The organism is Lentzea sp. JNUCC 0626, from assembly GCF_043632865.1.
In the GTDB taxonomy this organism is placed as follows: Bacteria; Actinomycetota; Actinomycetes; order Mycobacteriales; family Pseudonocardiaceae; genus Lentzea.
On the sequence record NZ_CP171635.1, the window covers coordinates 725780 to 750653 of the forward strand.

The 24874-nt window shown below is 69.0% G+C and carries 21 protein-coding genes; 16 read left to right on the forward strand and 5 right to left on the reverse strand.

Annotation, left to right across the window (positions count from 1 at the left end):
• Positions 1 to 69: 69 nt before the first annotated feature.
• Positions 70 to 906, forward strand: a complete 837-nt coding sequence (locus tag JNUCC0626_RS03490; protein ID WP_394618182.1) for a helix-turn-helix transcriptional regulator — start codon at positions 70 to 72, stop codon at positions 904 to 906.
• Between the two features lie 599 nt (positions 907 to 1505).
• Here JNUCC0626_RS03490 and JNUCC0626_RS03495 read toward each other — a convergent pair.
• The 4 genes from JNUCC0626_RS03495 to JNUCC0626_RS03510 form a co-directional block, all read right to left on the reverse strand.
• The gene (locus JNUCC0626_RS03495) at positions 1506 to 1943 is read right to left on the reverse strand and encodes a hypothetical protein (protein ID WP_394618183.1); all 438 of its coding nucleotides are present in this window, start codon (positions 1941 to 1943) and stop codon (positions 1506 to 1508) included.
• A 70-nt stretch (positions 1944 to 2013) separates the two neighbouring features.
• Positions 2014 to 4686 (reverse strand): AfsR/SARP family transcriptional regulator, encoded by a 2673-nt coding sequence (locus JNUCC0626_RS03500; RefSeq protein WP_394618184.1) that lies wholly within the window; start codon positions 4684 to 4686, stop codon positions 2014 to 2016.
• Between the two features lie 10 nt (positions 4687 to 4696).
• On the reverse strand, positions 4697 to 5083 hold the full coding sequence (locus JNUCC0626_RS03505; protein WP_394618185.1) for a hypothetical protein: 387 nt from the start codon (positions 5081 to 5083) through the stop codon (positions 4697 to 4699).
• A gap of 42 nt (positions 5084 to 5125) precedes the next feature.
• On the reverse strand, positions 5126 to 6004 hold the full coding sequence (locus JNUCC0626_RS03510) for an alpha/beta hydrolase (protein WP_394618186.1): 879 nt from the start codon (positions 6002 to 6004) through the stop codon (positions 5126 to 5128).
• A 22-nt stretch (positions 6005 to 6026) separates the two neighbouring features.
• Here JNUCC0626_RS03510 and JNUCC0626_RS03515 point away from each other — a divergent pair, with 22 nt between their 5' ends.
• From JNUCC0626_RS03515 to JNUCC0626_RS03565, 11 genes are all read left to right on the forward strand, one after another.
• Positions 6027 to 6566, forward strand: a complete 540-nt coding sequence (locus JNUCC0626_RS03515; protein WP_394618187.1) for a PH domain-containing protein — start codon at positions 6027 to 6029, stop codon at positions 6564 to 6566.
• A 32-nt stretch (positions 6567 to 6598) separates the two neighbouring features.
• Entirely contained in the window at positions 6599 to 7174 is a 576-nt protein-coding gene (locus JNUCC0626_RS03520) for an NPCBM/NEW2 domain-containing protein (protein WP_394618188.1), read from the forward strand.
• A 147-nt stretch (positions 7175 to 7321) separates the two neighbouring features.
• A complete protein-coding gene (locus JNUCC0626_RS03525) occupies positions 7322 to 8215 on the forward strand; it encodes a cellulose binding domain-containing protein (RefSeq protein WP_394618189.1) in 894 nt (297 codons plus the stop codon).
• A gap of 78 nt (positions 8216 to 8293) precedes the next feature.
• Entirely contained in the window at positions 8294 to 8536 is a 243-nt protein-coding gene (locus JNUCC0626_RS03530) for a PLD nuclease N-terminal domain-containing protein (RefSeq protein WP_394618190.1), read from the forward strand.
• A 153-nt stretch (positions 8537 to 8689) separates the two neighbouring features.
• Positions 8690 to 9613, forward strand: a complete 924-nt coding sequence (locus JNUCC0626_RS03535) for a carbohydrate ABC transporter permease (RefSeq protein ID WP_394618191.1) — start codon at positions 8690 to 8692, stop codon at positions 9611 to 9613.
• Positions 9603 to 10427 carry a carbohydrate ABC transporter permease gene (locus JNUCC0626_RS03540; protein WP_394618192.1) on the forward strand — a complete coding sequence of 275 codons (825 nt, stop codon included), beginning with the start codon at positions 9603 to 9605 and terminating at the stop codon, positions 10425 to 10427. Before JNUCC0626_RS03535 ends, JNUCC0626_RS03540 begins: the two co-directional genes overlap by 11 nt.
• Positions 10428 to 10442: 15 nt before the next feature.
• Positions 10443 to 11750 (forward strand): ABC transporter substrate-binding protein, encoded by a 1308-nt coding sequence (locus JNUCC0626_RS03545; protein ID WP_394618193.1) that lies wholly within the window; start codon positions 10443 to 10445, stop codon positions 11748 to 11750.
• Positions 11747 to 12823 carry a Gfo/Idh/MocA family protein gene (locus tag JNUCC0626_RS03550; RefSeq protein ID WP_394618194.1) on the forward strand — a complete coding sequence of 359 codons (1077 nt, stop codon included), beginning with the start codon at positions 11747 to 11749 and terminating at the stop codon, positions 12821 to 12823. Before JNUCC0626_RS03545 ends, JNUCC0626_RS03550 begins: the two co-directional genes overlap by 4 nt.
• A complete protein-coding gene (locus JNUCC0626_RS03555; protein WP_394618195.1) occupies positions 12820 to 13671 on the forward strand; it encodes a PmoA family protein in 852 nt (283 codons plus the stop codon). The genes JNUCC0626_RS03550 and JNUCC0626_RS03555 overlap by 4 nt, the downstream gene beginning before the upstream one ends.
• Positions 13665 to 14327: a cupin domain-containing protein gene (locus JNUCC0626_RS03560; RefSeq protein ID WP_394618196.1), complete on the forward strand. Its 663-nt coding sequence runs from the start codon at positions 13665 to 13667 to the stop codon at positions 14325 to 14327. The genes JNUCC0626_RS03555 and JNUCC0626_RS03560 overlap by 7 nt, the downstream gene beginning before the upstream one ends.
• A gap of 66 nt (positions 14328 to 14393) precedes the next feature.
• The gene (locus JNUCC0626_RS03565; RefSeq protein ID WP_394618197.1) at positions 14394 to 16172 is read left to right on the forward strand and encodes a rhamnogalacturonan lyase; all 1779 of its coding nucleotides are present in this window, start codon (positions 14394 to 14396) and stop codon (positions 16170 to 16172) included.
• A 173-nt stretch (positions 16173 to 16345) separates the two neighbouring features.
• Here the strand turns inward: JNUCC0626_RS03565 and JNUCC0626_RS03570 are convergent, their stop codons facing one another.
• A complete protein-coding gene (locus JNUCC0626_RS03570) occupies positions 16346 to 17650 on the reverse strand; it encodes a jacalin-like lectin (RefSeq protein WP_394618198.1) in 1305 nt (434 codons plus the stop codon).
• A 244-nt stretch (positions 17651 to 17894) separates the two neighbouring features.
• Between JNUCC0626_RS03570 and JNUCC0626_RS03575 the strand changes: the two genes are divergently transcribed.
• From JNUCC0626_RS03575 to JNUCC0626_RS03590, 4 genes are all read left to right on the forward strand, one after another.
• Positions 17895 to 20150: a cellulase family glycosylhydrolase gene (locus tag JNUCC0626_RS03575; RefSeq protein WP_394618199.1), complete on the forward strand. Its 2256-nt coding sequence runs from the start codon at positions 17895 to 17897 to the stop codon at positions 20148 to 20150.
• A 139-nt stretch (positions 20151 to 20289) separates the two neighbouring features.
• On the forward strand, positions 20290 to 23358 hold the full coding sequence (locus JNUCC0626_RS03580; protein WP_394618200.1) for a family 78 glycoside hydrolase catalytic domain: 3069 nt from the start codon (positions 20290 to 20292) through the stop codon (positions 23356 to 23358).
• 200 nt (positions 23359 to 23558) lie between these two features.
• The gene (locus JNUCC0626_RS03585; protein WP_394618201.1) at positions 23559 to 24398 is read left to right on the forward strand and encodes a CPBP family intramembrane glutamic endopeptidase; all 840 of its coding nucleotides are present in this window, start codon (positions 23559 to 23561) and stop codon (positions 24396 to 24398) included.
• A 30-nt stretch (positions 24399 to 24428) separates the two neighbouring features.
• Positions 24429 to 24872, forward strand: coding sequence for a hypothetical protein (locus tag JNUCC0626_RS03590; RefSeq protein WP_394618202.1), 444 nt, complete (start codon positions 24429 to 24431; stop codon positions 24870 to 24872).
• Positions 24873 to 24874: the final 2 nt, after the last annotated feature.

The following is a 24874-nucleotide window of genomic DNA, read 5'->3' on the forward strand; positions in this document are numbered from 1 at the left end:
GGTCCGGGGTCGCGTGACAGGGCCTGTCAGTACCCCGCACGTCGCCGCGAACCGTCCTACGCTGGAGTGGTGAACACCGAACTCCGCGAGTTCCTCCGCTCCCGCCGGGCCAAGGTCACGCCCGAGGAGGCGGGGCTGCCCGCGCTGCCCGGCACGCGCCGGGTTCCCGGGCTGCGCAGGGAAGAGGTCGCCCAGCTCGCGGGCGTGAGCGTCGACTACTACGTGCGGCTGGAACGCGGCCGCGACGTGAACGTCTCCGAGTCCGTTTTGGACGCACTGGCACGGGCGTTGCGGTTGAACGAGGTCGAACGCGCCCATCTGTACACAGTGGCCAAACCAACCCGCAAAGCCCGGGCGCTGCCACCGCAACGAGTCCGCCCCGGCCTGATCAGGGCGCTGGACTCGATGACCGACATCCCCGCGATGCTGCTCGGCCGCCGCTCGGACGTGCTCGCGACGAACGCGCTGGCGAAAGCGTTGTACCTGGACTTCGGGGGTGAGCCGAACGACCGCAACGCCCTCCGGTTCATGTTCCTGAACCCGGCGGCCCGCGAGCTCTACGACGACTGGGAGGCCAACGCCCGGCTGGCCGTCGCGCACCTGCACATGTACGCCGGACGCCATCCGCACGACCCGAAGCTGGCGACCCTCGTCGGCGAGTTGTCGGTGCGGGACCAGGACTTCCGCCGCTGGTGGGCCGACAACGACGTGCACCTGCACTCGCACGGCACGAAGACCCTGCACCACCCGGTGGTCGGCGAGATCACCGTGGCCTACGAGTCGCTGACGGTGGACGGCGACCCGGAGATGTCCATCGCGCTGCACACGGTGGAGCCGGGGTCGCCGTCCGAGCAGAACCTGCGCCTGCTGGCCAGCTGGAACCTGACCGAGCTGCCGAGCGCGTAGTCGCACCTGGTCAACGAACCGAGCGCGCGATGCGGCAACTCGGCGAGGTCGTCCAGCACGCGGTGGGCGTCGCCGAGGTCGACACCGTTGGGCACGGGAACGGCCCAGCCGCCGGGACGTTCGATGACGGCCCAGGACCGGCCCTCGTCGGCCCACGCGAACAGGTCGCTGAACAACGACGACGGCGTGAGTTCGAAGCCGTCGACCACCAGCCCGGGGTTCGCCCAGAAAGCCAGTGCCACCGCACTCGCCACGGCGACGGTCCGTTCCGGGTACTCACCGGCGCGACGCTGGATGGAGACGATCCGAGCGGTCGGAAGAAGTACGTCGCAGTCAGCCAACTGTTCCATCGACGACTCAGCCATCCCTTCCCGGTTGGTGAGGGCCGCCCTGGCTGTTCGAGGTGCCGAATCGCCAAGCGGCCCACAGCAACGCCTGTCACGCGCCACCAGTTCTTCGTGCGTTCTCTGTTCCAGTACCCGGCCCCGCGTCGAGAACCACGATCCGGTCCGAGGCGATCGCCCGGGTCAACCGGTGCGCGACCAGGAGTGTGGTGCGGCTCCGGCAGGCCGCGAGCGCGGCTCGTTCCAGCGCACTGCCTAACCGCGCGCCTCGATCGCCCGCACGGTCTTCTCCAGCGCGCCGCCCAGCACCTTGCGGCCCAGCAGGCCGAGGGACAGGCCGAGCAGCTTTCCCTTGAAGTTCTTGCCTTCCCGGACGACCTCGGCGTGCACGAGCGTCCCGTCCTGGGTCTTCGTGAACGTGTAGGTGTGGCCAGACCGTCCACCCCAGACGTTGGAGTCCACCGTGGTCAGCACGATCCTGGTGGGGTCGGACCAGTCGTAGTGCAGGCGTTCCCAGATGCCGCCGGACCCCTCGGTGACGTCGGCGAACGTGTCACCGCGGTCGTGCACCCGCAGGTCGGCGTCGGCGCTGTTGGGGAAGAGGTCCGCGCGGCCGGGGCCGAAGTCGGTGAGCCCGGCGACGAACTGCTCCGGCGTCGCGGTGGTGTGCTGGATCAGGGTGATGCTCGGCATGTCCGCTCCTCAGTGATTCTCTGTTCAGGAGTCAGACTTCCGCGACCAGGGGGTCGTTCGCGCCCGTGAGTCACCCTGGTCCGGCGGACCCCAGTCGATCACGCACTCGTGCCGCGTCGTCCTCGCGGTCCTGCTGTTCGAGCATCGCGAGTGCCCTGCGCCACACCTCCACGGCCTGCTGGTGCTGACCGAGTGCGAGGTGGGGTTCGCCGAGGTTGATCAGCGTGTTCGCGGCGCTGTAGTTGTCACCCTCTTCTTGGAACAGCTCCAAGGCGTGCTCGTAGTGGGTGATCGCCGTCTCGTGGTCGCCGCACTCGTGCTCGATGCGGGCCAGGGTGTCGAGAGCGCTCGCCTCGCCCTGCCGGTCCTTCAGTTCGTGCAGCAGGCCGAGTGCCCTGGCCGACGAGGTCCTGCCCTGCTCGGTGTCGCCGACCTCGACCGCGCAGTGCGCGATGTTGTTGTGCGCCATGGCGATCAGCATCTGGTTGCCGGACTTCTCGTAGTGCGGCAGCGCGGCCTTGGCGTGCTCGAACGCCCGTGCGTGCTCATCCCGGCTGGCCCACAACCAGGCGAGCGTGCCGTGCGCGTCGGCGATCGGCAGCGCCTCACCGACCTGCTCGGCGACCGCGACCGACTCGCTCAGGTGGTGCAGGGCCTCGTCGAAGCGGCCCACCTGGCCGAGGCTGCTGCCCATGATCCGGTGCGCGACGGCCCGGTCCGCCGGGTCCTGCGCCACGTCGAGCGCGGTCTGCCACATCGCGAGTTCGTCGTCGAGCCGGCCTCGTTGCTGGTGGTAGGCGTGCGACACCCTGGCCAGCAGCACGACCTCGTCGTTGTGGCCGTGCAGGGCCGCGGCGCGTTGCACGGCCCGGCGGGTCTCGCGTTCGGCGTCGAACCACGCCAGCGCGCCCGCCTTGTCCCCGGCGACGACGACGGGTCCGGTCGGTTCGCCGAGCGCGATCAACGGGCGGTACGGGTCGATCAGCCGGTCGTGGGCGTGCGCGGTGTGCACGTGGTGGTCCACCAGGCGCCGCAACGCCTCCGCGCGCCCGTCGATCGGCTGTTCCGCGGCGTAGGTGCGCACGAGGTCGTGCATGCGGACGCGGAACCCGGCGCCGATCGAGACCAGCGACGCCTGCGCCAGCGCCGTCAACGCCTCTCGGACGTCCTCAGTGGACAGACCTGCGAGGCCGGCGGCCGCGTGCAGGTCGATGTCCTCGCCCGGTGCGCCGCCGAGCAGCGCGAACACGGTCTTCTGCCGCTCCGGCAACGCGCGGTAGGACCCCGAGAGCACGACCGGCACGCTCACCCGCGGGTCGGCGTCGAGCGCGGCCAGCCTGAGCTCGTCGAGCTGACGGGCGAGGTCGGCGAGCGCGAGACCCGGCTCGGTCAGCACGCGGGCACCGGCGATGCTGAGCGCCAGCGGCAACCCGCCGCACAGGTCGATCAGCCTGGTCGCGGCGAGGGGTTCGGCGTCGAGTCTGGTCGTGCCGATCAGCCCGGCCAGCAACGCGGTCGCCTCGTGGTCGGTGAGCACGTCCAGCCCGAGCGCCGACGGCGACGGCAGCCGGTGGCGGCTCGTCACGAGGACCCGGCAGGTCGTACCGCCGGGCAGCAGCGGCGCGACCTGCGCGGCGTCGGCGGCGTTGTCGATCACGAGGAGCATCCGCCGCTTCTTCGTGACGTCGCGGAACAACGCGGCCCTGGCGCTCTCGGTGGGCGGGACGCGGTTCGCGTCGACACCGAGCGCGGGCAGGAAGCCGCGGATGGCGACGTCCGGGTCCATCGGCGACTCGTCGGGGCTGAAGCCGCGCAGGTCCACGAACAGCTGGCCGTCGGGGAACCGGTGCAGGTTGCGGTGCGCCCACTGCAGCGCGAGCCACGTCTTGCCCATGCCGCCGGCACCCGCGATCGTCGCCACGGTCGTGTTCTTCAGCGCGTCGTCGAGGTCGGTGAGGTCCTGGTCGCGGCCGACGAACTTCGCGGGTGCCGACGGGAGCTGACGCGGGACGGCCCGGCGTGGTTCGGGGTGGCTGGCCAGGAGTTTCTCGTGCTGCTCACGCAGAGCCGGGCCGGGTTCGGTGCCGAGTTCGGCCTTGAGTCGCGCGCGGACGGCGTGGAACTCCTCCAACGCCTCGGGAAGGCGTCCGGCCTGGGCGAGGGCGCACAGGTGCTGGGCGGCGACCCGTTCGTCCAGCGGGAACCTGGCGGCACGGGTGGAGATCGCGGCGAGCAGTTCGGGACCCTGCCCGAGGCCGAGGCGGGCGTCGACGAGGTCCAGCTCGGCCTCGGTGCGGTCGCGGACGAGCTGCTCGCGGGTGACGTCGGCCCAGTCGCCCGCGACGCCGGTGAGCGGTTCGCCGCGCCACAGGCCGAGTGCCTCGGTGAGGAGCCGGGCTCGGGGTTCGCCCGCGAGGTTCTTGGCTTCCTCGTGGAGCTTCCGGAACCTCATGAGGTCCACGGAGGACTCTTCGGCCTCCAGCACGTACCCGGCCGGGGTGGCCGTGAGCGTGACACCCAGGGCGTGCCGCAGCCGGGACAGGTAGCTGTGCAACGTGGCCCGGGAGCGCGCGGGCGGGTCGGTGCCCCAGACCCGCGCGGTGAGCCGGTCGACCGCGACGACCCTGCCGACGTCGATCGCCAGCGCCGCGAGGACCGTGCGCTGACGGGCGGGCCCCAGGTCGGCGGTGCGTCCGCCGACCCGTGCGCTCACCTCGCCGAGCAGGGCGATCTCGACGGTCACGGCCGCCCGCTCAGCTGTCCTTCTTCGCTGTGAGCAGCGAGACCACGGCCAACCCCGTGTTGACCGCGGAGATGATCGTGGTCAGCTTCGCCGCCTTGGCCGGCAGCTCACCGCGCCTGCCCGCGTAGACGGCGGCCGCGGTGTCCGTGGCGTGGATGAGCACGGCCTGCTGGAGCACGCGGCGGGCGTTCGCGTCGGTGCTCTTGAGGGTCAGCAGGTCGACGCCGAGCACGAGGGTGCGGATGCCGAACATGCGCGCCGGGTAGACGAACCGCTTGTCGTCACCCAGTTCGTCGCCGAGGCTCTTCGCCATGCGGTCCGCGGCGAACAGCCCCAGCGCGCCGTTGAAGATCCGCACGCACGCCAGGGTGGTTCGCGTGACATCGCCCAGCTTCATCGTTCTTCACCTCGTAGTTGATCTCCGGTCCCGCTGCGGAGTCTAGGAGAGGAAGGCAGCGAGCCACCGTTCAACATCCTCTCTCGCGGCTGCGGCCATGGCGGTGTCGCGGCGGGTGAAACCGTGCCGCGACTCGGGGTAGACCTTGAGGTCGACCTCGCCGCCCGCACTGAGCACGCGCGCCGCCAGCGCGAGGTTGTCCTCGAGCAGCACGTCCTGGTCCCCGACGACGATCAGCAGCGGCGGGAGTCCGCGCAGGTCGGCGTAGACGGGGGAGATGTCCGGGAGGGTGCGGTCCGGCACATGACCCGCGTAGGCCTCGATGAAGTACTCGTCGGCGATCCTGCGCCCGGCCGGGGTCAGGCCGCTCAGGTCGTAGGTGCCGAACTGCAGGGCTGCCCCGGCGAACGCTCCGGTGTTGCCCTTGTCGCGCAGCCGCAGCAGCGTCGTGACGGCGAGCGTGGCCCCGGCCGAGAAGCCTCCGATGACCATCCTCGTCGTGCCGAACTCCCGTTCGGCGTTCTCGACCAGCCACTGCGCGGCCGTCTCGGCGTCGTCGGGCGCGGCGGGCCACGGGTGTTCCGGGGCGAGCCGGTAGTGAACGCTCACAACGACTGCTTGCAGGGCGTTCGCGAGGTCGCGGTTGCGGGCGTCGTCGTCGGCCGCCGAACCCGCGTAGAAGCCGCCGCCGTGGAAGTCCAGGTAGACGCCCTTCGGTGCACCGGCCGGCCTGTGGACGCGCACGGGCACCTGCCTGCCGCCGGCGCTGACCAGGGTGTTGTCGTCGGGTTCCGGCGTCCTGAGCACGCTCACCTCGGCGAGGCTCGACGGTCCTCGGCGGAGCCCGCGCTCGGCGTTCGACGCGCGTGCCTCCTCGACGTGTGCGGCGAGCCGGGGGTCGATGAAGTTCTGCAGGCGCATGGTCGAGTTCTATCGTGTGCGCATGGGCAGGGGCAGGGTGGCAGCGGTGTTGCGCAGGAAGTTCGACAACACCTTCAGCTGGGTGGTGTCGGTGGCGGCGCTCGCCGTGACGGCGTACGTGCTGCTCAACCCGTTCCCCGGCAACGGGTTCGCCGAGCAGGCCGAGTTCGTCGCGATCATGGCGCCGCTCATCTGGTTCATGTGGATGGTGGGCGCGCACGCCGTTGTGAAGGTGCACGAGTCCGGCGTGCTGGTGGTGAACTGGTTCCGCGCGTACTGGGTGCCGTGGGCTTCGCTCGCGTCGGTCGAGGCGACCCGCGAGGTCACCCTGGTCACCACCGACGGGGAGCGGATCAACGTCGTCGTCGGCGCCCTGTCCGCGTCCAGTTCGCTGCGGGGCAACCGGGTGCAGGCCGGGATCCGCGAGGAGATCGAGAAGCACCGGCCCGCGGCACCGTCCGGCGGTGGTGGCGTGCGCAAGTGGGTCGACCTGGCGCCGTGGCACTTCCTGGCCGTTGTCACTTTCCTCCTCATCATCGGCCTCGTCGGTCTCTGGCTGTAACGAACCAATGCGCGGCCGAGACAAAGCCGGACATGACGACTGGCGGTAGTGGTCACTGGAAGTGGATCTCCGCGGCTCTCGGGGTCGCGCTGGCGGGCGGGACCGCCGTGCTGATCAGCGAACTGAGAGACCCCGGCGAGACCCCGGCGACCGAGGTCCTCCCGGCCGCGCTCCCGACGACCACACCGCCCGGTGAGCAGTGGTACGACCTCACCACGCACGAGCCCGTCGAGTCCGGCGGCGGCCAGGAGGTCGTGGCGACGATCGGCATCGGCAAGGAGTCCTACTTCAGCGGCCTGCGCGGGTCCGGCGTCGCACCGGACAACTACCGGAGCTGGCTGATCAAGAACAGGTGTTCGCGCCTGTCCGTGTGGGTCGGCAAGGACGCGGCCTCGACCACCGGGGGCGGCGCCGGGCAGTTCGTGATCAAGACCGACGGCGTCGAGATCGCCACGCGACAGGCGAGTGCGGGGGACGCGCCGCAGCACGTCGAGATCGCCCTCGCCGACGTCGACCTGCTGACGTTGCAGGACGTGCGCGCTTCTCGCGACGCCGACAACGCCTGGGGAACGCCGCGGGTGTACTGCGCCGCCGCGCCCGGCAAGTAACGCGCTGATCACTTCCACCGACAGACCAGCAGCGGGAGGCCGCTGTCGTCCGGTGTGGACGGCGGCGGAAAGTCGTTTCGTGCCAAGTAACTTCACGGCGATCGGCGGACCCCGCGGGACGTGTCGGGTGGACGGTCGGGGGCGGAAGTGGCACGCGGGCACCTGTTGGTGATGTTGTTGCTGCTCACGGCGTGCACCGCCGAACCTGCCGCCGAGGAGCCTCCACCCCCGGCGCCGACGCTCTCGTTCACGGCTCCGACGCTGGTCGGCAAGGTCGTGCCGCCGCAGGACGTGATCACCGTGGTGCGGGACGTGATCGACGCCAGGACCGTCGAGTTCGTCGACGGCACGCGGGTGCAGATCGCACTTCTGGCCGAGCCCAAGGAGTGCTTCGCCAAGGCCTCGCTCGACTTCGCCAGGACGACCCTGCTGGCGACCTCGGTCCGGTACACCGTGCTGACGGTCGGCGAGGTGAACCTGGAACTGGAGGACGGCACCGACTACGCCGTCCTGGCGGTCCAGCAGGGCGCGCTGCGGCCGGAAGGCGTGGACGGCGGACCGTTGATCGCCGCGCAGGAAGAGGCGAAGGTCGGGAAGCGGGGGTTGTGGGGCCCGCCATGCGAGGGTTCAGACACCTCCAAGCCCGTTCCGACGACGACCACACCGCCGCCACCAACCATGACGACCACTCCGCCGCCGCCGCCACCACCTCCGCCCGCGCGGGCGTGTTCCGTCTCCTACCGCGTCACCGGCCAGTGGCAGGGTGGCTTCCAGGCGAGTGTGACCGTGCGCAACACCGGAAGCGAGAAGGTGAACGGCTGGTCGCTGCTGTGGGCGTTCTCCAACGGCGAGAGCGTGCGGGAGGCGTGGGACGCGTCCGCGCGGCAGTACGGCTCGTACGTCAGCGCGACGAACACCAGCTACAACCGGCAGATCGCGGCGGGCGGGTCGGTGCAGTTCGGGTTCAACGGCAACTCGCGCGGCACCCACCGGCCGCCGACGGCGTTCGCGTTCAACAACGTGAAGTGCGCGGTCGAGTAGAGCTCAGCTCACGGTAGTACGCCGTGATCGTCCTTCAGGACGACTCGGGATGACTCCGAACGGCCCTAGGGTCGTCGCATGCTCACTTCGTTCGCCCTGTCGGACCAGAACGTGACCTGGCTCGAAGGGGCCGGTCTTGTCGTAGTGGCGCTGGGCGCGCTCGCGTTGCTCGTGTTCTGGATCGCCGCCCTGATCAGCGTGCTGGCCGCCCCGATCGGCTGCGGCGCGAAGATCCTCTGGCTGCTGGTCGTGTTCTCGTTGCCGTTCGTGGGCAGCCTGCTCTGGTTCGTCGTCGGACGCCGGATGACACCCGTGAGTTAGGCGTCCACAAAGGACCGGCTGTCGAACGCTCACAGCGCGTTCGACAGTTCCGTTCGACTGCGTTCGACTGCGTTCGACAGTCCTGCTTGACGCTCGTGATGGCACCGATGCAGACTCCGGAAAGCGTTTTCCAGACGACGGGGTCAGGAGCACATGAGCGCTCTCGACGAACTGCGGCACCTCCGCCGTGACGGCGTTCAGGTGCGCAAACGCGACAACAAGGCGGCGTTCTGGTTCCTGGCGCCGTGGTTCGCCGGGCTGCTGTTCATCACGATCGGGCCGGTGCTCGCGTCGTTCGGGCTGGGCTTCACCCGGTACAACCTGATCCAGCCGCCGAGGTTCATCGGCTTCGACAACTTCGCGCGGGTGCTCACCGATCCCCGCCTGCACAACGCCCTGCGGGTCACGTTCACCTACGTGCTGGTGTCGGTGCCGCTACAACTGGCGTGTGCGCTGGGCGTCGCGCTGTTGCTCAACCGGGGACTGCGCGGGCTGGCGTTCTACCGTTCGGCGTTCTACCTGCCCTCACTGCTCGGGTCGAGCGTGGCGATCGCGGTGCTGTGGACGCAGGTCTTCGGCACCGACGGGCTGGTCAACCGCGTGCTGGGGTTCTTCGGCGTGCAGGGCAAGGGGTGGATCTCCGACCCGGACACGGCGCTGTCGACGTTGATCGTGCTGAACGTGTGGACGTTCGGCTCGCCGATGATCATCTTCCTGGCCGGGTTGCGGCAGATCCCGCAGGTCTACCACGAGGCCGCCGCGATCGACGGGGCAGGACGGTGGCAGCGGTTCTGGCGGATCACGTTGCCGTTGCTGTCGCCGATCCTGTTCTTCAACCTGGTGTTGCAGATCATCCACGCGTTCCAGTCGTTCACACAGGCGTTCGTGGTGTCCGGCGGCACCGGCGGGCCGTCCGACTCGACCATGTTCTACACGCTCTACCTGTACCAGCAGGGTTTCAGCCGGTTCGACATGGGTTACGCGTCGGCGCTGGCGTGGTTCCTGCTGCTGATCATCGCGGGCTTCACCGCGATCAACTTCTGGGCGGCGAAGTACTGGGTCTTCTATGACGACTAGGACTGTGTTCAAGCACGTGGGCCTGGTCGTGATCGGGTTCGTGATGCTGTACCCGGTGCTGTGGATGATCGCGAGTTCGCTGCGGCCTGACGACGAGATCTTCCGCAGTCCCGGCCTGATCCTCGACGGGCTGAGGACCGAGAACTACACCGAGGGCTGGAACGCGCTCACCCCGTCGTTCGGCACCTACCTGGCCAACTCGTCGATGCTGGTGCTGGGCTGCATCGTCGGCAACCTCGTGTCCTGCTCGATGGCGGCGTACGCGTTCGCCCGCCTGGACTTCCGCGGCAAGCGGTGGTGGTTCGGGATCATGCTCGGCACGATCATGCTGCCGATCCACGTGATCATCGTGCCGCAGTACGTGCTGTTCTCGAACATCGGCTGGGTCAACACGTTCCTGCCGCTGATCGTGCCGAAGATCCTCGCCACCGACGCGTTCTTCGTGTTCCTGATGGTGCAGTTCATCCGCGGGTTGCCGCGCGAACTCGACGAGGCCGCGCGCATCGACGGCTGCGGGCACCCGCGGATCTTCCTGCGGATCGTGCTGCCGCTGATGAAACCGGCGCTCGCGACCACGACGATCTTCACGTTCATCTGGACGTGGAACGACTTCTTCAGCCAGTTGATCTACCTGACGGACCCGGACCTGTACACGGTGCCCGTCGCCCTGCGCTCGTTCGTCGACTCGACGGTCGCCACGTCGTGGGGCTCGCAGTTCGCGATGAGCGTGGTGTCGCTCCTCCCGATCTTCCTCGCGTTCCTCGTCGGCCAGCGGTACCTGGTGCAGGGCATCGCGACGACCGGGGGCAAGTAGCCGAAAGGACAGCTCATGTTCAGAGGTGTTCGCCGCGGTGTCACGTGGGCGGTGCTGCTGTCGCTGACCGCGTCTCTGGCGGCATGCGGGTCCGGTTCGGACGCCGGCGGTGACCTGACGTCCGAGAAGGTCACGTTGCGCTTCACCTGGTGGGGTGCCGACGACCGGCACAAGCGCACGCAGCAGGTCATCGAGATGTTCCAGCGCAAGCACCCGAACATCACCGTCAAAGGTGAGTTCAAGGAGTGGAACGGTTACTGGGACAGCCTCGCCACCACGATGGCCGCCAACGACGCGCCGGACGTCATGCAGATGGACGAGCTGTACATCGCTTCGTACGCCGAACGCGGGGCGTTGCTCGATCTGAACGAGGCGCGCAAACACCTCGACACCGCGAACTTCGACCAGAAGGCGCTCGCCACCGGTGCGATCGCGGGCAAGCAGTACGGGCTGCCGGTCGGGCTCGGCATGTACTCGATCATGGCGAACCTCGACCTGCTGGCGAAGTACCAGATCCCCGTGCCCGACGACACCAAGTGGTCGTGGGACGACCTGAAGCGGATCGGCGACCAGGTGTCCAAAGCGGCCGGTGGCGCGGCGTTCGGCGTGCAGTCGCCCGGCATCAACGACGCGGCGGGCCTGAGCATCAGAGCCCGCCAGCAGGGCAAGGCGATGTTCGACGCGGACGCCAAGGTGGTGCTGCCCAAGGAGATCGCCCGCGACTACTGGCAGTACATCCTCGACCTGTCCAAGACCGGTGTCGCGGCGGCGCCGTCGGTGACGATCGAGAAGGCGTCGGCCGGGCTGAACCAGTCCGCGACGGCGACCGGCACTGCGGCGTTCGGGCTGTGGTGGAACACGCAGCTGACCGCGTTGACGGCGGCCAGTGGCGCCAAGCTGAAGCTGATGCGGTTGCCCGGCGAGACCCAGGGGGCGGCACCGGGCGCCTACTACAAGCCGTCGATGTTCTGGTCGGTGTCCGCGCGTTCGGAGCACCCGGCGGAGGCGGCGGCGTTCGTGAGCTTCCTCGCCAACGACGAGGAAGCGGCCAAGATCCTGCTGACCGAACGCGGTGTGCCCGCCAACCAGAAGATCCGCGAGGCGATCGCCGGGCAGCTCAAGGACACCGACAAGGCGGCCAAGGAGTACCTCGACACCGTGCCGGTGAGCGATCCGCCCAGGATCACCCCGAACGGCGCCAGCACCCTCGACACGATCCTCAAGCGGCACACCGAGGACGTGCTGTTCGGCCGGACCACGCCCGACGCGGCCGCCGACTCGTTCATCAAGGAAGTCCAGTCCGAAGTGGACGCCGCGAAGTGAGGCGCGCGGCCGTCGTGGGCACGGGCGGGATCGCCGCCGCTCACGCCGAGGCGTTGCGGGAACTGGGGGACCGGATCGAACTGGTCGCGGTGGCGGACGTCGACGAGGCGCGGTCGCGGGCGTTCGCGCGGGAGTGGGAGGTGCCGAGGACGTACCCCGACCTGGCGTCGATGCTGGCAGCGGAGACGTTGGACCTGGTGCACGTGTGCACTCCGCCGCGTGATCACGTGCCGCTCGCGCTCGACTGCCTCGCCGCGGACGTGGACGTGCTGGTCGAAAAGCCTCCGGCGATGTCGTTGAGCGAGCTCGACACGTTGATCGCGGCCGAGCGCGCCTCCGCGGGGCACGTGGCGACCGTGTTCCAGCACCGGTTCGGTCCGGCCGCGCTGCGGTTGCGGCGGCTGATGGCGGAGGGGGTGTTCGGCCGGTCGCTCGTGGCCCGGTGCGACACCCTCTGGTACCGCGGCGACGCCTACTTCGAGGTGCCGTGGCGCGGGACGTGGGCGAGTGAGGGCGGCGGCCCGACGATGGGGCACGGCATCCACCAGTTCGACCTGCTGCTCGCGATTCTGGGGCCTTGGCGGGAGATCCGGGCGGTGGCGGCGCGGCAGGCCCGGGCCGTGCAGACCGAGGACGTGTCGATGGCTTTGGTGACGTTCGCCGACGGCACGCTCGCGTCGGTGGTGAACTCGCTGCTCTCGCCGCGCGAGACCTCGCACCTGCGGCTGGACTTCGACCGCGCGACGGTCGAGGTCGAGCACCTGTACGGCTACAGCGACGCACATTGGACGGTCACTCCGGCACCCGGCCACGAGGACGTGACGTTGCGGTGGCAGGAGGGGCGGTCGGCCGTGGTGAGCGGGCATCGGTGCCAGCTGGAGGCTTTCCTGGACGCCGTGGAACGCGGGGCGCCGCCGCCGGTGACGCTCGCCGACACCCGGCGCACCATGGAGTTCGTCGCGGCGCTGTACGCGTCGGCGTTCACCGGTGAGGTCGTGAAGGCCGGGGAGATCGGTGCGGACAGCCCGTTCTACGCGACGATGGAAGGCAACGGTGCGCCGTGGAGCCGGTGATCTCCTGGGATGACGAGGTGCTCACGGCGGTCGTCGGTGGGGTCGAGTTGTTCCGGTACGTGCATCGGCCGTCGACGCCGGCGTTCGAGGGGCCGAAGCCCTACCTGCACCCGGTGCGCACGCTCACAGGTGACGTCGTGACGGCGTTCCGGCCGCATGATCACCGCTGGCACAAGGGTGTGCAGATGACCGCGACCGACGTGTCCGGCGAGAACTTCTGGGGCGGCGTGACGTACGTGTGCGACCAGGGGTACGTGGCGCTGCCGAACGTCGGCACCATGCGGCACGAGGAGTTCGCTGAGGACGGCGAGCGGCTCTCGTGGTTCACCGAGGCGGGCGAGCGCTGGGTCGGCGAACGACGGGTGCTGGCGGTGCGGGACGTCGAGCCCGAGTCGTGGACGTTGGAGTTCGCCACCTCGTTGACGAACCTCCGGGCGGAGCCGCTGGTCTTCGGCAGTCCGACGACGAACGGCCGTGAGCTCGCGGGGTACACCGGGTTCTTCTGGCGCGGACCGCGGTCGTTCACCGGGGGTGAGGTGATCGCGGCCGACGGGGGAACGGGGCAGGAGATGATGGGCTCGGCGGCGCCGTGGCTCGCGTTCGTCGGGCAGCACGACGAGGTGGACCGGTCGTCGACGTTGCTGTTCCTCGATCATCCGGACAACAAGGGCACGCACTGGTTCGTGCGCAGCACGCCGTTCGCGGCGGTCAATCCCTCGTTCGCGTTCCACGACACCGTGTCGCTGGGGCCGGGCGAGACGCTGGACCTGCGCTACCGGCTCGTGGTCGGCAACGGCGCGTGGTCGCGTGAGCGACTGGAATCCTATGTGGAGGAACATCCGTGGTGACGCCGTTTCCCGGTGGGGTCGGCATCTCCGGCCTGCGCGTGTACGACTGGCCGGCGGTGGACGGGGTGTGCGGTGGCTCGCCGCACGTTCACCTGGCGTGTTCCGAGGCCTACTACGTGATCGCGGGGCGGGGCAGCGTGCAGACGTTGACCCGGCGCGGGTTCACCGAGACGCCGCTGAGCGAGGGCGTGGTCGCCTGGTTCACGCCCGGCACGATCCACCGGCTGGTGAACGACTCCGACCTGCGGATCATCGTGATCATGCAGAACAGCGGCCTGCCGGAGGCGGGGGACGCGGTGTTCACGTTCCCAGCCGACGTGCTGGCCGATCCCGCGCGCTATGCGGAGTGTGCGCGGGCTGACGACGAGGAGTCGGCCAGGAAGCGCCGGGACCTCGCTCTCGAAGGCTTTCTCGAGTTGAGGGACGCCGATGCGTTGGAGGACTTCTACCGCGCTGCCGTGCGGTTGAAGCAGCCTGGCCTGGACGCCTGGGAGAAGCGCTGGAGGGAAAGGGCGCTCGCGTCGGCCGAACTGACCGGAGAGCACCTGGAGCGGTTGCGGGGCGGCGACATCGCGCACCTCGGCGAGGCGGCGGTGCAGGTGACACACGGGCAGGGACCGCGGTTCGGCATGTGCGGTCGGCTCGACGTCTTCTGATTCGAATTCGAGTCGAAGTTGAAGTGCGCCAAGGCATTCGACTCGTTCGACGCTAGCGTTGGCGTCATGAAACGTTTCAATTCTGTTGTGCTGGCACTGGTTCTGGTCGCGGGCGGCGTCCCGGCGCTGGCGGACGAACCGCCTGAACGCGGACTCATCAGCATCAGGTCCTTGCACGGCAACGGGAACTTCGTGTCCTGGCGGCTGCTCGGGTCGGATCCGGCGGACCTGGGGTTCCACGTCTACCGCGATGGCGTGCGGGTCAACCGGGCGCCTGTTGTTGCGGCGACGAGCTTCCTCGACGAGGGTGCTCCCGCGACCGCGTCCTACTCGGTGCGAGCGGTGAGCGGAGGCGTGGAACCGGCGGTGGCCACGCGGTCCGTCGGCACGCTCGCGACCAGCAGGGACGTTCCGTTGCAGATCCCTTCCGGCGGGACCACCCCGTCCGGCGAGGCGTACACCTACGTGGCGAACGACGTGTCCGTCGGCGATCTCGACGGTGACGGCGAGCAGGACCTCGTGCTGAAGTGGGATCCCACCAACGCCAAGGACAACTCGCAGTCCGGCTACACCGGCAACGTCTACCTGGACGCGTACCGGTTGAACGGCACCAGGTTGTGGCGGATCGACCTCGGCCGCAACATCCGCGCGGGCGCGCACTACACGCAGTTCCAGGTGTTCGACTACGACGGGGACGGCCGGGCCGAGGTGGCGGTGAAGACCGCGGACGGCACCCGGTCAGGCACCGGCCAGGTGATCGGCAACGCGAGTGCCGACCACCGCAACAGCAGCGGGTACGTGCTGGCTGGGCCCGAGTACCTGTCGGTGTTCCGGGGCACGGACGGCGCGGTGCTCGACACCGAGAACTACGTGCCGCCGCGCGGGACCGTGTCGTCGTGGGGCGACAACTACGGCAACCGGGTCGACCGCTTCCTCGCCGGAACGGCCTATGTGGACGGATCCCGGCCGAGCATCGTCATGGCGCGCGGCTACTACACCCGCAGCGTGATCTCGGTGTGGGACTTCCGGGGCGGCCAGTTGACGCAGCGGTGGACGTTCGACTCGGCCACCCAGTCGAACCGCTCGGCCTGGGAGGGCAAGGGCAACCACCAGCTGTCGGTGGCCGATGTGGACGGTGACGGCCGCGACGAGATCGTCTACGGCTCGATGGCCATCGACGACAACGGCCGCGGCCTGTGGCAGAACGGCACCCGGCACGGCGACGCGTTGCACGTCGGAGACTTCATCCCGTCCCGCGCGGGCCTGGAGGTCTTCAAGCCCTCGGAGTCCACGACGGATCTCTCGCACTGGATGGGCGACGCGCGCACCGGTCAGATCATCTGGAGCGCGCCGTCGTGCGGCTGCGACAACGGCAGGGGAGTGGCGGCCGACATCTGGGCGGGCAACCCCGGTGCCGAGGCGTGGTCGGCCTCGGTCGGCGGTCTGCGCAGCGCCACCACGGGCGCCCAGGTCGCCGCGCGCAAGCCGGGCTCGATCAACTTCGTGATCTGGTGGGACGGCGACGCGCAGCGCGAGCTGTTGAACGGCACGACGATCGACAAGTACGGCCCCAATGGTGACACGCGGCTGCTCACCGGGTCCGGCGTGGCGTCCAACAACGGCACCAAGTCCACGCCCGCGTTGTCGGCCGACATCCTCGGCGACTGGCGTGAGGAGGTCGTCTGGCGCACGTCCGACAACCGGGCGTTGCGCATCTACTCGACCACCGAGCCGACCTCGATCCGGCGCGTGTCGTTGTTGCAGGACCGGCAGTACCGGCTGGCCGTGGCGTTCCAGAACACCGCCTACAACCAGCCGCCGCACCCGAGCTTCGCCTCGCCGTGAGAGTCAGTGGTGTGGCTTGGAACGTTGCCGGGGGAATGCGCGGTCAGACGGGTGCGTCGTGGTGCCGCCCCCACGCCCTCATACCGGAGTCGTATGGGGGCGTGGGGGCGGTGCCGCGAGGCGCCCTGCTGAGCGTGGATTACCTCGCCAACGTTCCGAGACGCGCCACTAGGTCAGACCGGCTCGAAGATCACTCCGAGCCGGTCGACCTCGTCACCCGCGCGGCCGGTGAACCCGGCGACGCGCCACCCGGCGGGTGCGGTGAAGGTGGCCGCCTCGCCGGTCGGCTGCCCGGCGGAGAGCACACGACCCGTGTTCGTGGTCAGGGTGGCCGAGAAGACGCGCGTCCGGCCGTTGTGCTTGCCCTGACTCAGCTTCGCCGACACGAAGTGCTCTCCCGGGGCCAGTGTGAGCGTGGCCGCGGTGCCGCCCGCGCCGCCGTGCGTCAGGGTGGTGCCGTCGGCGTAGGAGGTGGAGATCTGGTCCAGCCGGCTGCCGCCGCGCAGGCTCACCGTCCTGAGTGGACCCGGGTCGACGGCCGCGAGGTCGGTGAACGGCGTGCCGTGCGGCCCGCCGAGCTCCGCGCTGAGCCGGATGTTCTCGTCGGCCGTCCAGTCGAACCGGGTGGCGATCGGGTAGTGGTCGGACAGGGGCTTGCCCGCGGCGTCGAGGAACGCCGCGTTGTCGTTGCGGTAGTCCCGTGCCGTCAGGGTGATCTGGCGGTTGCCCCGGTAGAGGATCTTGTCGACGACCTCGCAGGAGTCGGTGACCGCGACCGGGTCGCACACGAGTGCGGGGCTGCCCGCGGCGGGTGCCTGGCCGCCGCGTTCGAGCTGGACCCACGCGTCCGTCAGGCCGCTGGTGGTGATCAGGTCGCGGATGTTGTCGTCCGCACGGGTGTAGCGGGTGTTCGTGTCGCCCAGGACGATCACCGCCTGGCCGGCCGAGTGCGCGGCGACGTGCCGGGACAGCTGCGTGATGTTCGCCCGGCGTGCGGCGAGGTCTGCGGGCGCGGTGCCCGCGTTGGGGTGCAGGTTGTAGACGTCGACGGACACGCCTTCCGCCAGCACGATCCGCTGGTAGGTGAACCCCTTCGGGGTGAGGCAGTCGGTGCCGTTGCAGGAGGTCCACTTCGTTCGTTCGAGGTCGAGGTAGGGCCGGTGCGACAGCGTGTTGAGGCCGCTGCCGAACGGCACGCCGCCGCTCGTGGGCGTGCGGTGGGCGTGGTCGTCGCCCGCGTACAGGGCCGCGTGGTAGTTGAAGTCCTCCTGAACGGCCACGACGTCGTACGGGGAGAGCCGCGGGCTGATCAACGGGGTGTTCACGGCGGGATTGCCGGACGACAGGGGTTCCGGGAGGCCGGCCACGTTGTAGGTCAGGACCTCGAAGCTGCCGCCGGTGCCGGGTTGCGCGTGGGCGACGGCGGGGAGGGCGCTCAGGGCGACCGCCAGGACGAGCACGCGGGTGAAGGTCGACATTGCCGCGATCTTCCGGCTCGGAAACGAGGCAGGTCAACGGTTCGACCGCACCCGGCGCGATATTCGACGCGGCGTTCGACAGGTTCGACGCTTTCGGAAATGTTGTCCTGCAGGACAAGCCGACGTCAGCAGGTCATCGGGGCCGCGGTGAGCCAGTCGGCGGTACGTCCCCGCTCCGTGCGCTGGCTACCTTTTCGAAATCTGGGAGCGCTCCCAGAATCCCTTCGCAACCCAGGAGGTCGTGGTGACCTTGAGACTTCTCCGGGCGGTGGTGACCGGACTGCTGCTCGCGGCCTGCGTGGTCATCGCTCCCAGCGCCGCGAGCGCCGCCGCCCCCACCCGGATCATGGCACTCGGTGACTCGATCACCGGTTCGCCGGGCTGTTGGCGGGCGTTGCTCTGGAAACACCTGCAGGACACCGGGCACACGAACGTCGACTTCGTCGGCTCGGTGCCGGGCGACGGCTGCGGCTTCGCCTACGACGGCGAGCACGAAGGCCACGGCGGTTTCCTCGCGACGAACATCGTGCGGGACAACCAACTCCCCGGCTGGCTCTCGTCCGCGCGGCCGGACGTCGTGGTGATGCACCTCGGCACCAACGACGTGTGGAGCAATGTTCCCGCTAACACGATCCTGGGCGCCTACACGACGTTGCTCGGCCAGATGAGGGCGAGCAATCCCGCGATCAAGCTGGTCGTCGCCCAGATCCTGCCGATGACCCCGGCGAACTGCTCGGCGTGCGCCCAGCGGGTGGTCGACCTGAACAGCGCGATTCCCGGTTGGGCGCGTTCACACAGCACCGCTGCCTCGCCGATCACCGTGGTCGACCAGTGGACCGGGTTCGACACGGCGGTGGACACGTCCGACGGCGTGCATCCGAACAGCTCCACGGGTATCCAGAAGATCGAGAGCCGCTGGTACCCGGCGGTGGTCGCGGCGCTGGGGACTCAGCCGGCGGCGGTGGGTCTGCACGTCGAGGGCACGCGGGTGGTTGAGGCGAACGGGTCCGCGTTCGTGATGCGCGGGGTGAACCACGCGCATGTCTGGTACCAGAACCAGACCCGTGCGTTCGCGGACATCAAGTCCTTCGGTGCCAACACCGTTCGCGTCGTGCTCGGCAGTGGCCAGCGCTGGGGACCGACGCCTGCCTCGGAGGTGTCGAGCGTCATCTCGCTGTGCAAGCAGTCGAGGCTGATCTGCGTGCTGGAGGTGCACGACACCACCGGGTACGGCGAGCAGGGCGGCGCGGCCTCCCTGGACCAGGCCGCGAGTTACTGGATCGGCGTCGCGGACGCGTTGAAGGGCCAGGAGAACCACGTCGTCATCAACCTGGGCAACGAGCCGTTCGGCAACAACGCGCAGGTCAGCGCCACGTGGGCGAGCGCGACGAGCAGCGCGGTCAGCCGGTTGCGCGGGGCCGGTCTTCAGCACCTGCTGATGGCCGACGCGCCGATGTGGGGCCAGGACTGGGGCAACATCATGCGTGACAACGCGGCGTCCGTGCTGGCCGCCGATCCGTTGCACAACACGGTGTTCTCCATCCACATGTACGGCGTCTACAACACGGCGGACAAGGTCAACGCCTACTTCGACGCGTTCCGGACCGCCGGGCTCCCGTTGGTGGTGGGGGAGTTCGGGCACAACCACAGCGACGGCGATCCGGACGAGGACACGATCATGGCTCAGGCGCAGGCCCGCGGCCTCGGGTACCTCGGCTGGTCGTGGAGCGGCAACAGCAGCGACGTCGGCTACCTGGACATGGTCAACTCGTTCAACCCGGCGAGCCTCACCTCGTGGGGCGAGCGGTTGCTGAACGGCGCCAACGGTGTCCGGCAGACCTCGCGCGAGGCGACGATCTACGGCGGGTCGGCCGACACGCAGGCACCGTCCACTCCGGGCACCCCGGTGGCCTCGGCCGTCACGTCCTCCGGGCTGTCGCTGAGCTGGACCGCGTCGACGGACAACGTGGGCGTGACCGGGTACGACGTGCTGCGTGCCGTCGGCAGCGGCTCGTTCACCCAGATCGGTTCCTCCGCGACGGCCACGTTCACCGACTCCGGCCTGACCCCGTCGACCACCTACCGCTACCAGGTGCGGGCGAGAGACGCGGCCGGCAACACGTCCACGGCGTCGGGCATCGTGTCGGCGACCACGAGCGCTGGCGGTGGTGGCGGTGGGTGCAAGGTCGGCTACTCGGCCCAGAACTGGGGCGGGGGCAACGGATTCACCACCAGCGTCACGATCACCAACACGGGTGTTAGCGCTATCAACGGCTGGACCCTGACCTTCAGCTACGCGAACGGCCAGAAGGTGACCCTGCCGGGCTGGGGAGCGACGTTCGCGCAATCCGGCGCGGCTGTGAGCGCTACCAACCTGTCCTGGAACGGCACGCTCACCCCGAACGCGTCGACGAACATCGGCTTCAACGGCACCTACAGCGGCTCCAACCCGGCGCCGACTTCGTTCAGTCTCAACGGCAGCACCTGCACCATCGGTTGACATTTAAACGATACAACCAGGCTGTCCGATTCCGGACAGCCTGGTTCGCTCCGCCTTGACATGATCGCCGCCTGCCCAACACCCTGGCTGTCGCCTCAGGGATTGAAACGTTTCATCCAGCGACGAAGGTGGAGATGACGTGCGGCGACGGGCGTTCCTGAAGACTTCAGCGGCCGGGCTCTCGATGACCGCGCTCCCACCAGGGGTGGCGGCGGCCGAGCCGGACGGCAAGGCCGGCGGCGTGAGGGTCGAGCGCACGACCGTCGAGTACGCGGACACACTCCTGGGCACCGATGTGGCACAACCCCGCCTGTCCTGGGTGCTGACCGCAGACGGCACCGGCGCCCGCCAGACCGCGTACCAGGTGGAGGTAGGAACCACCCCAGGGCGTGCCGACGTCTGGCAGTCCGGCCGTGTCCCCTCGGACCACACCACCGGAATCGCCTTCGCCGGCAAGGAGTTGAAGCCGCGCACCCGCTACCACTGGCGTGTCCGCGTGTGGGACGGCACGGGCCGCCCGTCACCGTGGAGCAAGCCCTCGTGGTGGGAAACCGCCCTGCTGGGCACCCCGTGGCAGGCGAGCTGGATCGGCGCGACCGACACGGCGATCGACTTCACCGGCGCCCGCTGGATCTGGTCGGCGACGACCCCACCCGAAACCAGATGGTTCCGCACCGCCCTGGACCTCCCCGCAGACGCGGTGCGCGCTCGCCTGGTAGCGACCGCCGACGACGACTTCACGTTGTACGTCAACGGAACCGAGGTAGTGCACGTCCCCGAACAGGTGGACATCTGGAAGGTGGGCCAACGCGCCGACGTGACCCACCTGGCGGGCCGCCGCGTGGTCCTGGCCGCACGAGCCACCAACCGCTCGGCAGGCCCAGCGGGCTTGCTGCTGCGCCTGGTGGCGGACCTCCCTGACGGCCAGCGCGAGATCGTCACCGGCCCGGGCTGGAAGGTCACCGACACCGAACAACCGGGCTGGCACACCCCGGCCTTCGACGACACGACCTGGCTCCAGGCCACCGTGCTGGACCCGTACGGCCAGGGGCCCTGGGGCGCGAACGTGACGGTCAAGGAACAGCCGGCCCCGTTGCTGCGCAAGGAGTTCACGCTAACAAAGCCCGTCACCCGAGCCAGGCTCTACCTCAGCGGCCTCGCCTACCACGAAACCGAGATCAACGGCCGCCGCGTCGGCGACCGCGTCCTGGACCCGGGCTTCACCGACTACGACAACACTGTCCTCTACGCAACACACGACGTGACGAGCCTGGTCCGTCGCGGCGCCAACGCGATCGGCGTGACGTTGGGCCGCGGCTTCTACGGCATGAAGACCCCGAACGTCTGGCGCTGGGAACGCCCACCGTGGCACGACGAACCCAAACTCCTGGCACAGCTGGAAATCGACCACCCGGACGGCACCCGCACCACGATCAACTCCGACGACCAATGGCGCCTGACCGACGGCCCGACGATCTCGAACTCCCTCTACACCGGCGAAACCTACGACGCCCGCCGAGCCCCCCAAGGCTGGACCAAGCCAGGCTTCAACGACAACACCTGGCAACGCACAACCCTCCGCCCAGCCCCACGAGGCACCCTGAAAGCCCAAGAACACGAACCGATCCGCGTGATCGAGTCCGTAACGCCCACCGTCACCCAACTCAAACCAGGCGTGTTCATCGCGGACATGGGCCGAACCATGTCCGGCTGGACGCAACTCACCGTCACCGCACCGGCCGGCACGATCGTCCGCCTCAAACACGGCGAAACCCTGAACTCCGATGGCAGCGTTCACATGGACAACGGCCACGTCAGCGGCGGCCGAATCCAACTGGACGAGTACATCTGCGCCACCGGCACCGGAGTCTGGGAACCGAAGTTCTCCTACAAGGGCTTCCGCTACGTAGAAGTCATAGGCCTGACGGCGGCACCGAGCCTGGTGGGCCGCCTGGTCCACTCCGACGTCCCCGAAGCCAGCACCTTCCGCTGCTCCGAACCGCTCTTCGAACAGTACGACGCAGCCATGCGCCGCACAGTGGCCAACAACCTCCACGGCATCCCCACCGACACCCCGACGTACGAGAAGAACGGCTGGACCGGCGACGCCCAGGTAGGCGCCCCCTCAATGCTGGCCGAGTTCGACATGGCCCGCTTCTTCACCAAGTGGCTGGCCGACCTGGCCGACAGCCAGGACACCGCGGGCCAACTCCCGGTGATCGTCCCCTCGGGAGGCTGGGGCTACCGAGAACTCGCCCCGGCTCCCGAATGGACCACCGTCTACCCGTTCGTACTGCGCGAGATGTACCGCATCTACGGCGACACCCGCCTGCCCGAACAACACTGGCCGTTCCTGACCAAGTACCTGGACTGGGAGATCGCGAGACTGCGCGACGGCCTGGCCGTCACCGCCCTGGGCGACTTCCTCCCACCGGGCTCCGGCGGCATCCCACCCGAGGACACCCGCCTGACCGCAACCGCCTATCTCTACCGCGCTTTGGTGCATGCCGCCGAACTGGGCGACGTGATCGGCAAGCCGGTCCCGCACTACCGCTCGACTGCTGCTTCTTTGCTGGCAACGTTCAACAGGACGTTCCTCGACGGCTACTATCGCACCTCCCGCGACCCCGACTACCGCCAAACCTCCAACGCGATCCCGCTGGCGTTCGGCATGGTGCCCGCAGGCTCGGTCCAAACCGTCGCGGACAAACTCGCCACCGAGATCCGCGCCAACGGCAACCACGTCAACGTGGGCTGCCTGGGCGCGAGCGTTCTTTTGCAGGCGTTGAGCGACAACGGCCACGCGGACGTGGCCCACGCGATGGCGGTGGAGCGCTCGTACCCGAGCTGGGGTCACTGGTTCTCGAACGGCGCCGACACCATGTGGGAGATGTGGGACACCGGCACCCGCTCCCGCAACCACTACTTCAAGGGCACCGTGGTCCAGTGGCTCTACGAGCACGTCGCCGGGCTGAGGCCGGGGGACGCGGGCTTCCGGACGTTCGTGGTGCGGCCGACCGCGACCTCGTTGTCGTGGGCGCGGCTGGAGTTCGAGAGCGTGCGCGGCCGCATCGTGGTGGCGTGGACCAAGGTCGACGGCAAGGTGCGGCTGACCGTCGAGGTGCCGGTGGGGTCGACGGCCGAGGTGCACGTGCCGGGCGGTGCCGTCCGGACCGTCGGGCACGGACGGTGGACCTTCACCGGTTGAGTCGGTGCGGGCGAACCGTGCGCGGCGACCACCGCCAGGACCAGCGGCGATGTCGGCCGACGAGCGGCGACTCCTTCCCCGAGGAGCAGCGTTGTCCCCCGTGAGAGCTACCTCCAGGTGTCCTCTCCAGCGGGATTCCCCGAAGCGTCCGGCTCCCTAGCGTTGGAGAGGTCCACAGGCCACCTCAGGAAGTCGGAGTCATGGAGCTCAGTGCCTTTCGGTTGCGCAGGTTCAGGTTCCCGATCCTCTTCGTCGTGCTGTTCGCCGTGATGCTGGCGGTCGTCGGCATCGACACCCTCGTCGCGCCGGTGCCGTTGCTGGCGTTGCCGGTCGGGATCGGGCTCGCCGCGCTCGGGATTCTCTGCTACCGCTGGCTTTCGCGGTTCGTGGAGGGGCGGGACGAGGTGCCGGAGCTGGCGGGGGACCGGTGGCGCGGGCTCGGCAAGGGGGTGGTGCTCGGGTTCGGGTTGTTCTGCGCGTTGATGGTGTTGATCGTGGTGTTCGGTGGGCTGGACGGCATGACGTGGCACTCGTTCCTGGGGTTCCTCGGGCTCGGCGGGATGATGTTCAGCGTCGCGACCATGGAGGAGTTGCTGTTCCGCGGGGTGTTGTTCCGCATTCTGGAGGAACGGGCTGGGACGGTTGTCTCGTTGGTGGTGTCGTCGTTGTTGTTCGGGATGACGCACCTGGTCAACGTCAACGCGACGTTCTGGGGCGCGTTGTCGATCGGGCTCACGGGTGGCGCGATGCTGGCGGCCGCGTACGTGCTGACTCGGTCGTTGTGGTTCCCGATCGGGCTGCACTTCGCCTGGAACTTCACGCACGCCGGTGTGTTCGGCATTGCGGTGTCCGGGTCTGAGGACGTGCCGGACGGGCTGCTGCGCACGACGCTGGACGGGCCGACTGTGCTCACCGGCGGTTCGTTCGGGCCGGAGGCGAGTCTGTTCGCGCTGCTCGTGTGCTCGGTGGCCACGGTTGTGATGCTGCGCCGGGCGGTGCGGGGCGGACAGGTATTGCGCCGGAGCGCAAAGGCTCGCTGAGGTGCGGGCCGGCGTTGTTGACTGCCGCCCATGGGATCGAGAAGCTTCAGCAAGTTCGCGGCTGCCGTGGTGGCCGCGGCCTCGGTTGTTGTCGTGAACACGCCGTCGGCCGGTGCCGCCGCGCAGGAGTTCATCTACTCCGGGCAGGACTACGGGTACGCCGGGGCCACGTTCGACTGGACCGGGCGGAGCTCGGTCGGCAACATCGACCTCATCGTGTCCGACTGGGGGTGCGACGCCAAGCCGGTGTACGCGTACTTCCTGTTCTACAACGGGTCGTTGGTGCCCGACTCGACGCCCACGCGGCGGTACGACCACTCTGGTTGTGACAAAGAGGACTACTCGACGTACAACAACCTGACTTGGTCCATCAGCGGTGACTCGATCACGTACATGGGTGTGGTGGTGTGTCGTGACGCGTTCAACGGGCCGTGCAAGGTTGGTGGGCTGTCGGGGCGGAATCCCTACGCGTGAGG

Coding starts and splice junctions, on each gene's coding strand:
- JNUCC0626_RS03565 (WP_394618197.1), top strand. CDS start 14,394: ATGAAACGTTTCAATTCTGTTGTGCTGGCACTGGTTCTGGTCGCGGGC.
- JNUCC0626_RS03540 (WP_394618192.1), top strand. CDS start 9,603: ATGACGACTAGGACTGTGTTCAAGCACGTGGGCCTGGTCGTGATCGGG.
- JNUCC0626_RS03530 (WP_394618190.1), top strand. CDS start 8,294: ATGCTCACTTCGTTCGCCCTGTCGGACCAGAACGTGACCTGGCTCGAA.
- JNUCC0626_RS03505 (WP_394618185.1), bottom strand. CDS start 5,083: ATGAAGCTGGGCGATGTCACGCGAACCACCCTGGCGTGCGTGCGGATC.
- JNUCC0626_RS03510 (WP_394618186.1), bottom strand. CDS start 6,004: ATGCGCCTGCAGAACTTCATCGACCCCCGGCTCGCCGCACACGTCGAG.
- JNUCC0626_RS03535 (WP_394618191.1), top strand. CDS start 8,690: ATGAGCGCTCTCGACGAACTGCGGCACCTCCGCCGTGACGGCGTTCAG.
- JNUCC0626_RS03520 (WP_394618188.1), top strand. CDS start 6,599: ATGACGACTGGCGGTAGTGGTCACTGGAAGTGGATCTCCGCGGCTCTC.
- JNUCC0626_RS03495 (WP_394618183.1), bottom strand. CDS start 1,943: ATGCCGAGCATCACCCTGATCCAGCACACCACCGCGACGCCGGAGCAG.
- JNUCC0626_RS03590 (WP_394618202.1), top strand. CDS start 24,429: ATGGGATCGAGAAGCTTCAGCAAGTTCGCGGCTGCCGTGGTGGCCGCG.
- JNUCC0626_RS03545 (WP_394618193.1), top strand. CDS start 10,443: ATGTTCAGAGGTGTTCGCCGCGGTGTCACGTGGGCGGTGCTGCTGTCG.
- JNUCC0626_RS03585 (WP_394618201.1), top strand. CDS start 23,559: ATGGAGCTCAGTGCCTTTCGGTTGCGCAGGTTCAGGTTCCCGATCCTC.
- JNUCC0626_RS03570 (WP_394618198.1), bottom strand. CDS start 17,650: ATGTCGACCTTCACCCGCGTGCTCGTCCTGGCGGTCGCCCTGAGCGCC.
- JNUCC0626_RS03515 (WP_394618187.1), top strand. CDS start 6,027: ATGGGCAGGGGCAGGGTGGCAGCGGTGTTGCGCAGGAAGTTCGACAAC.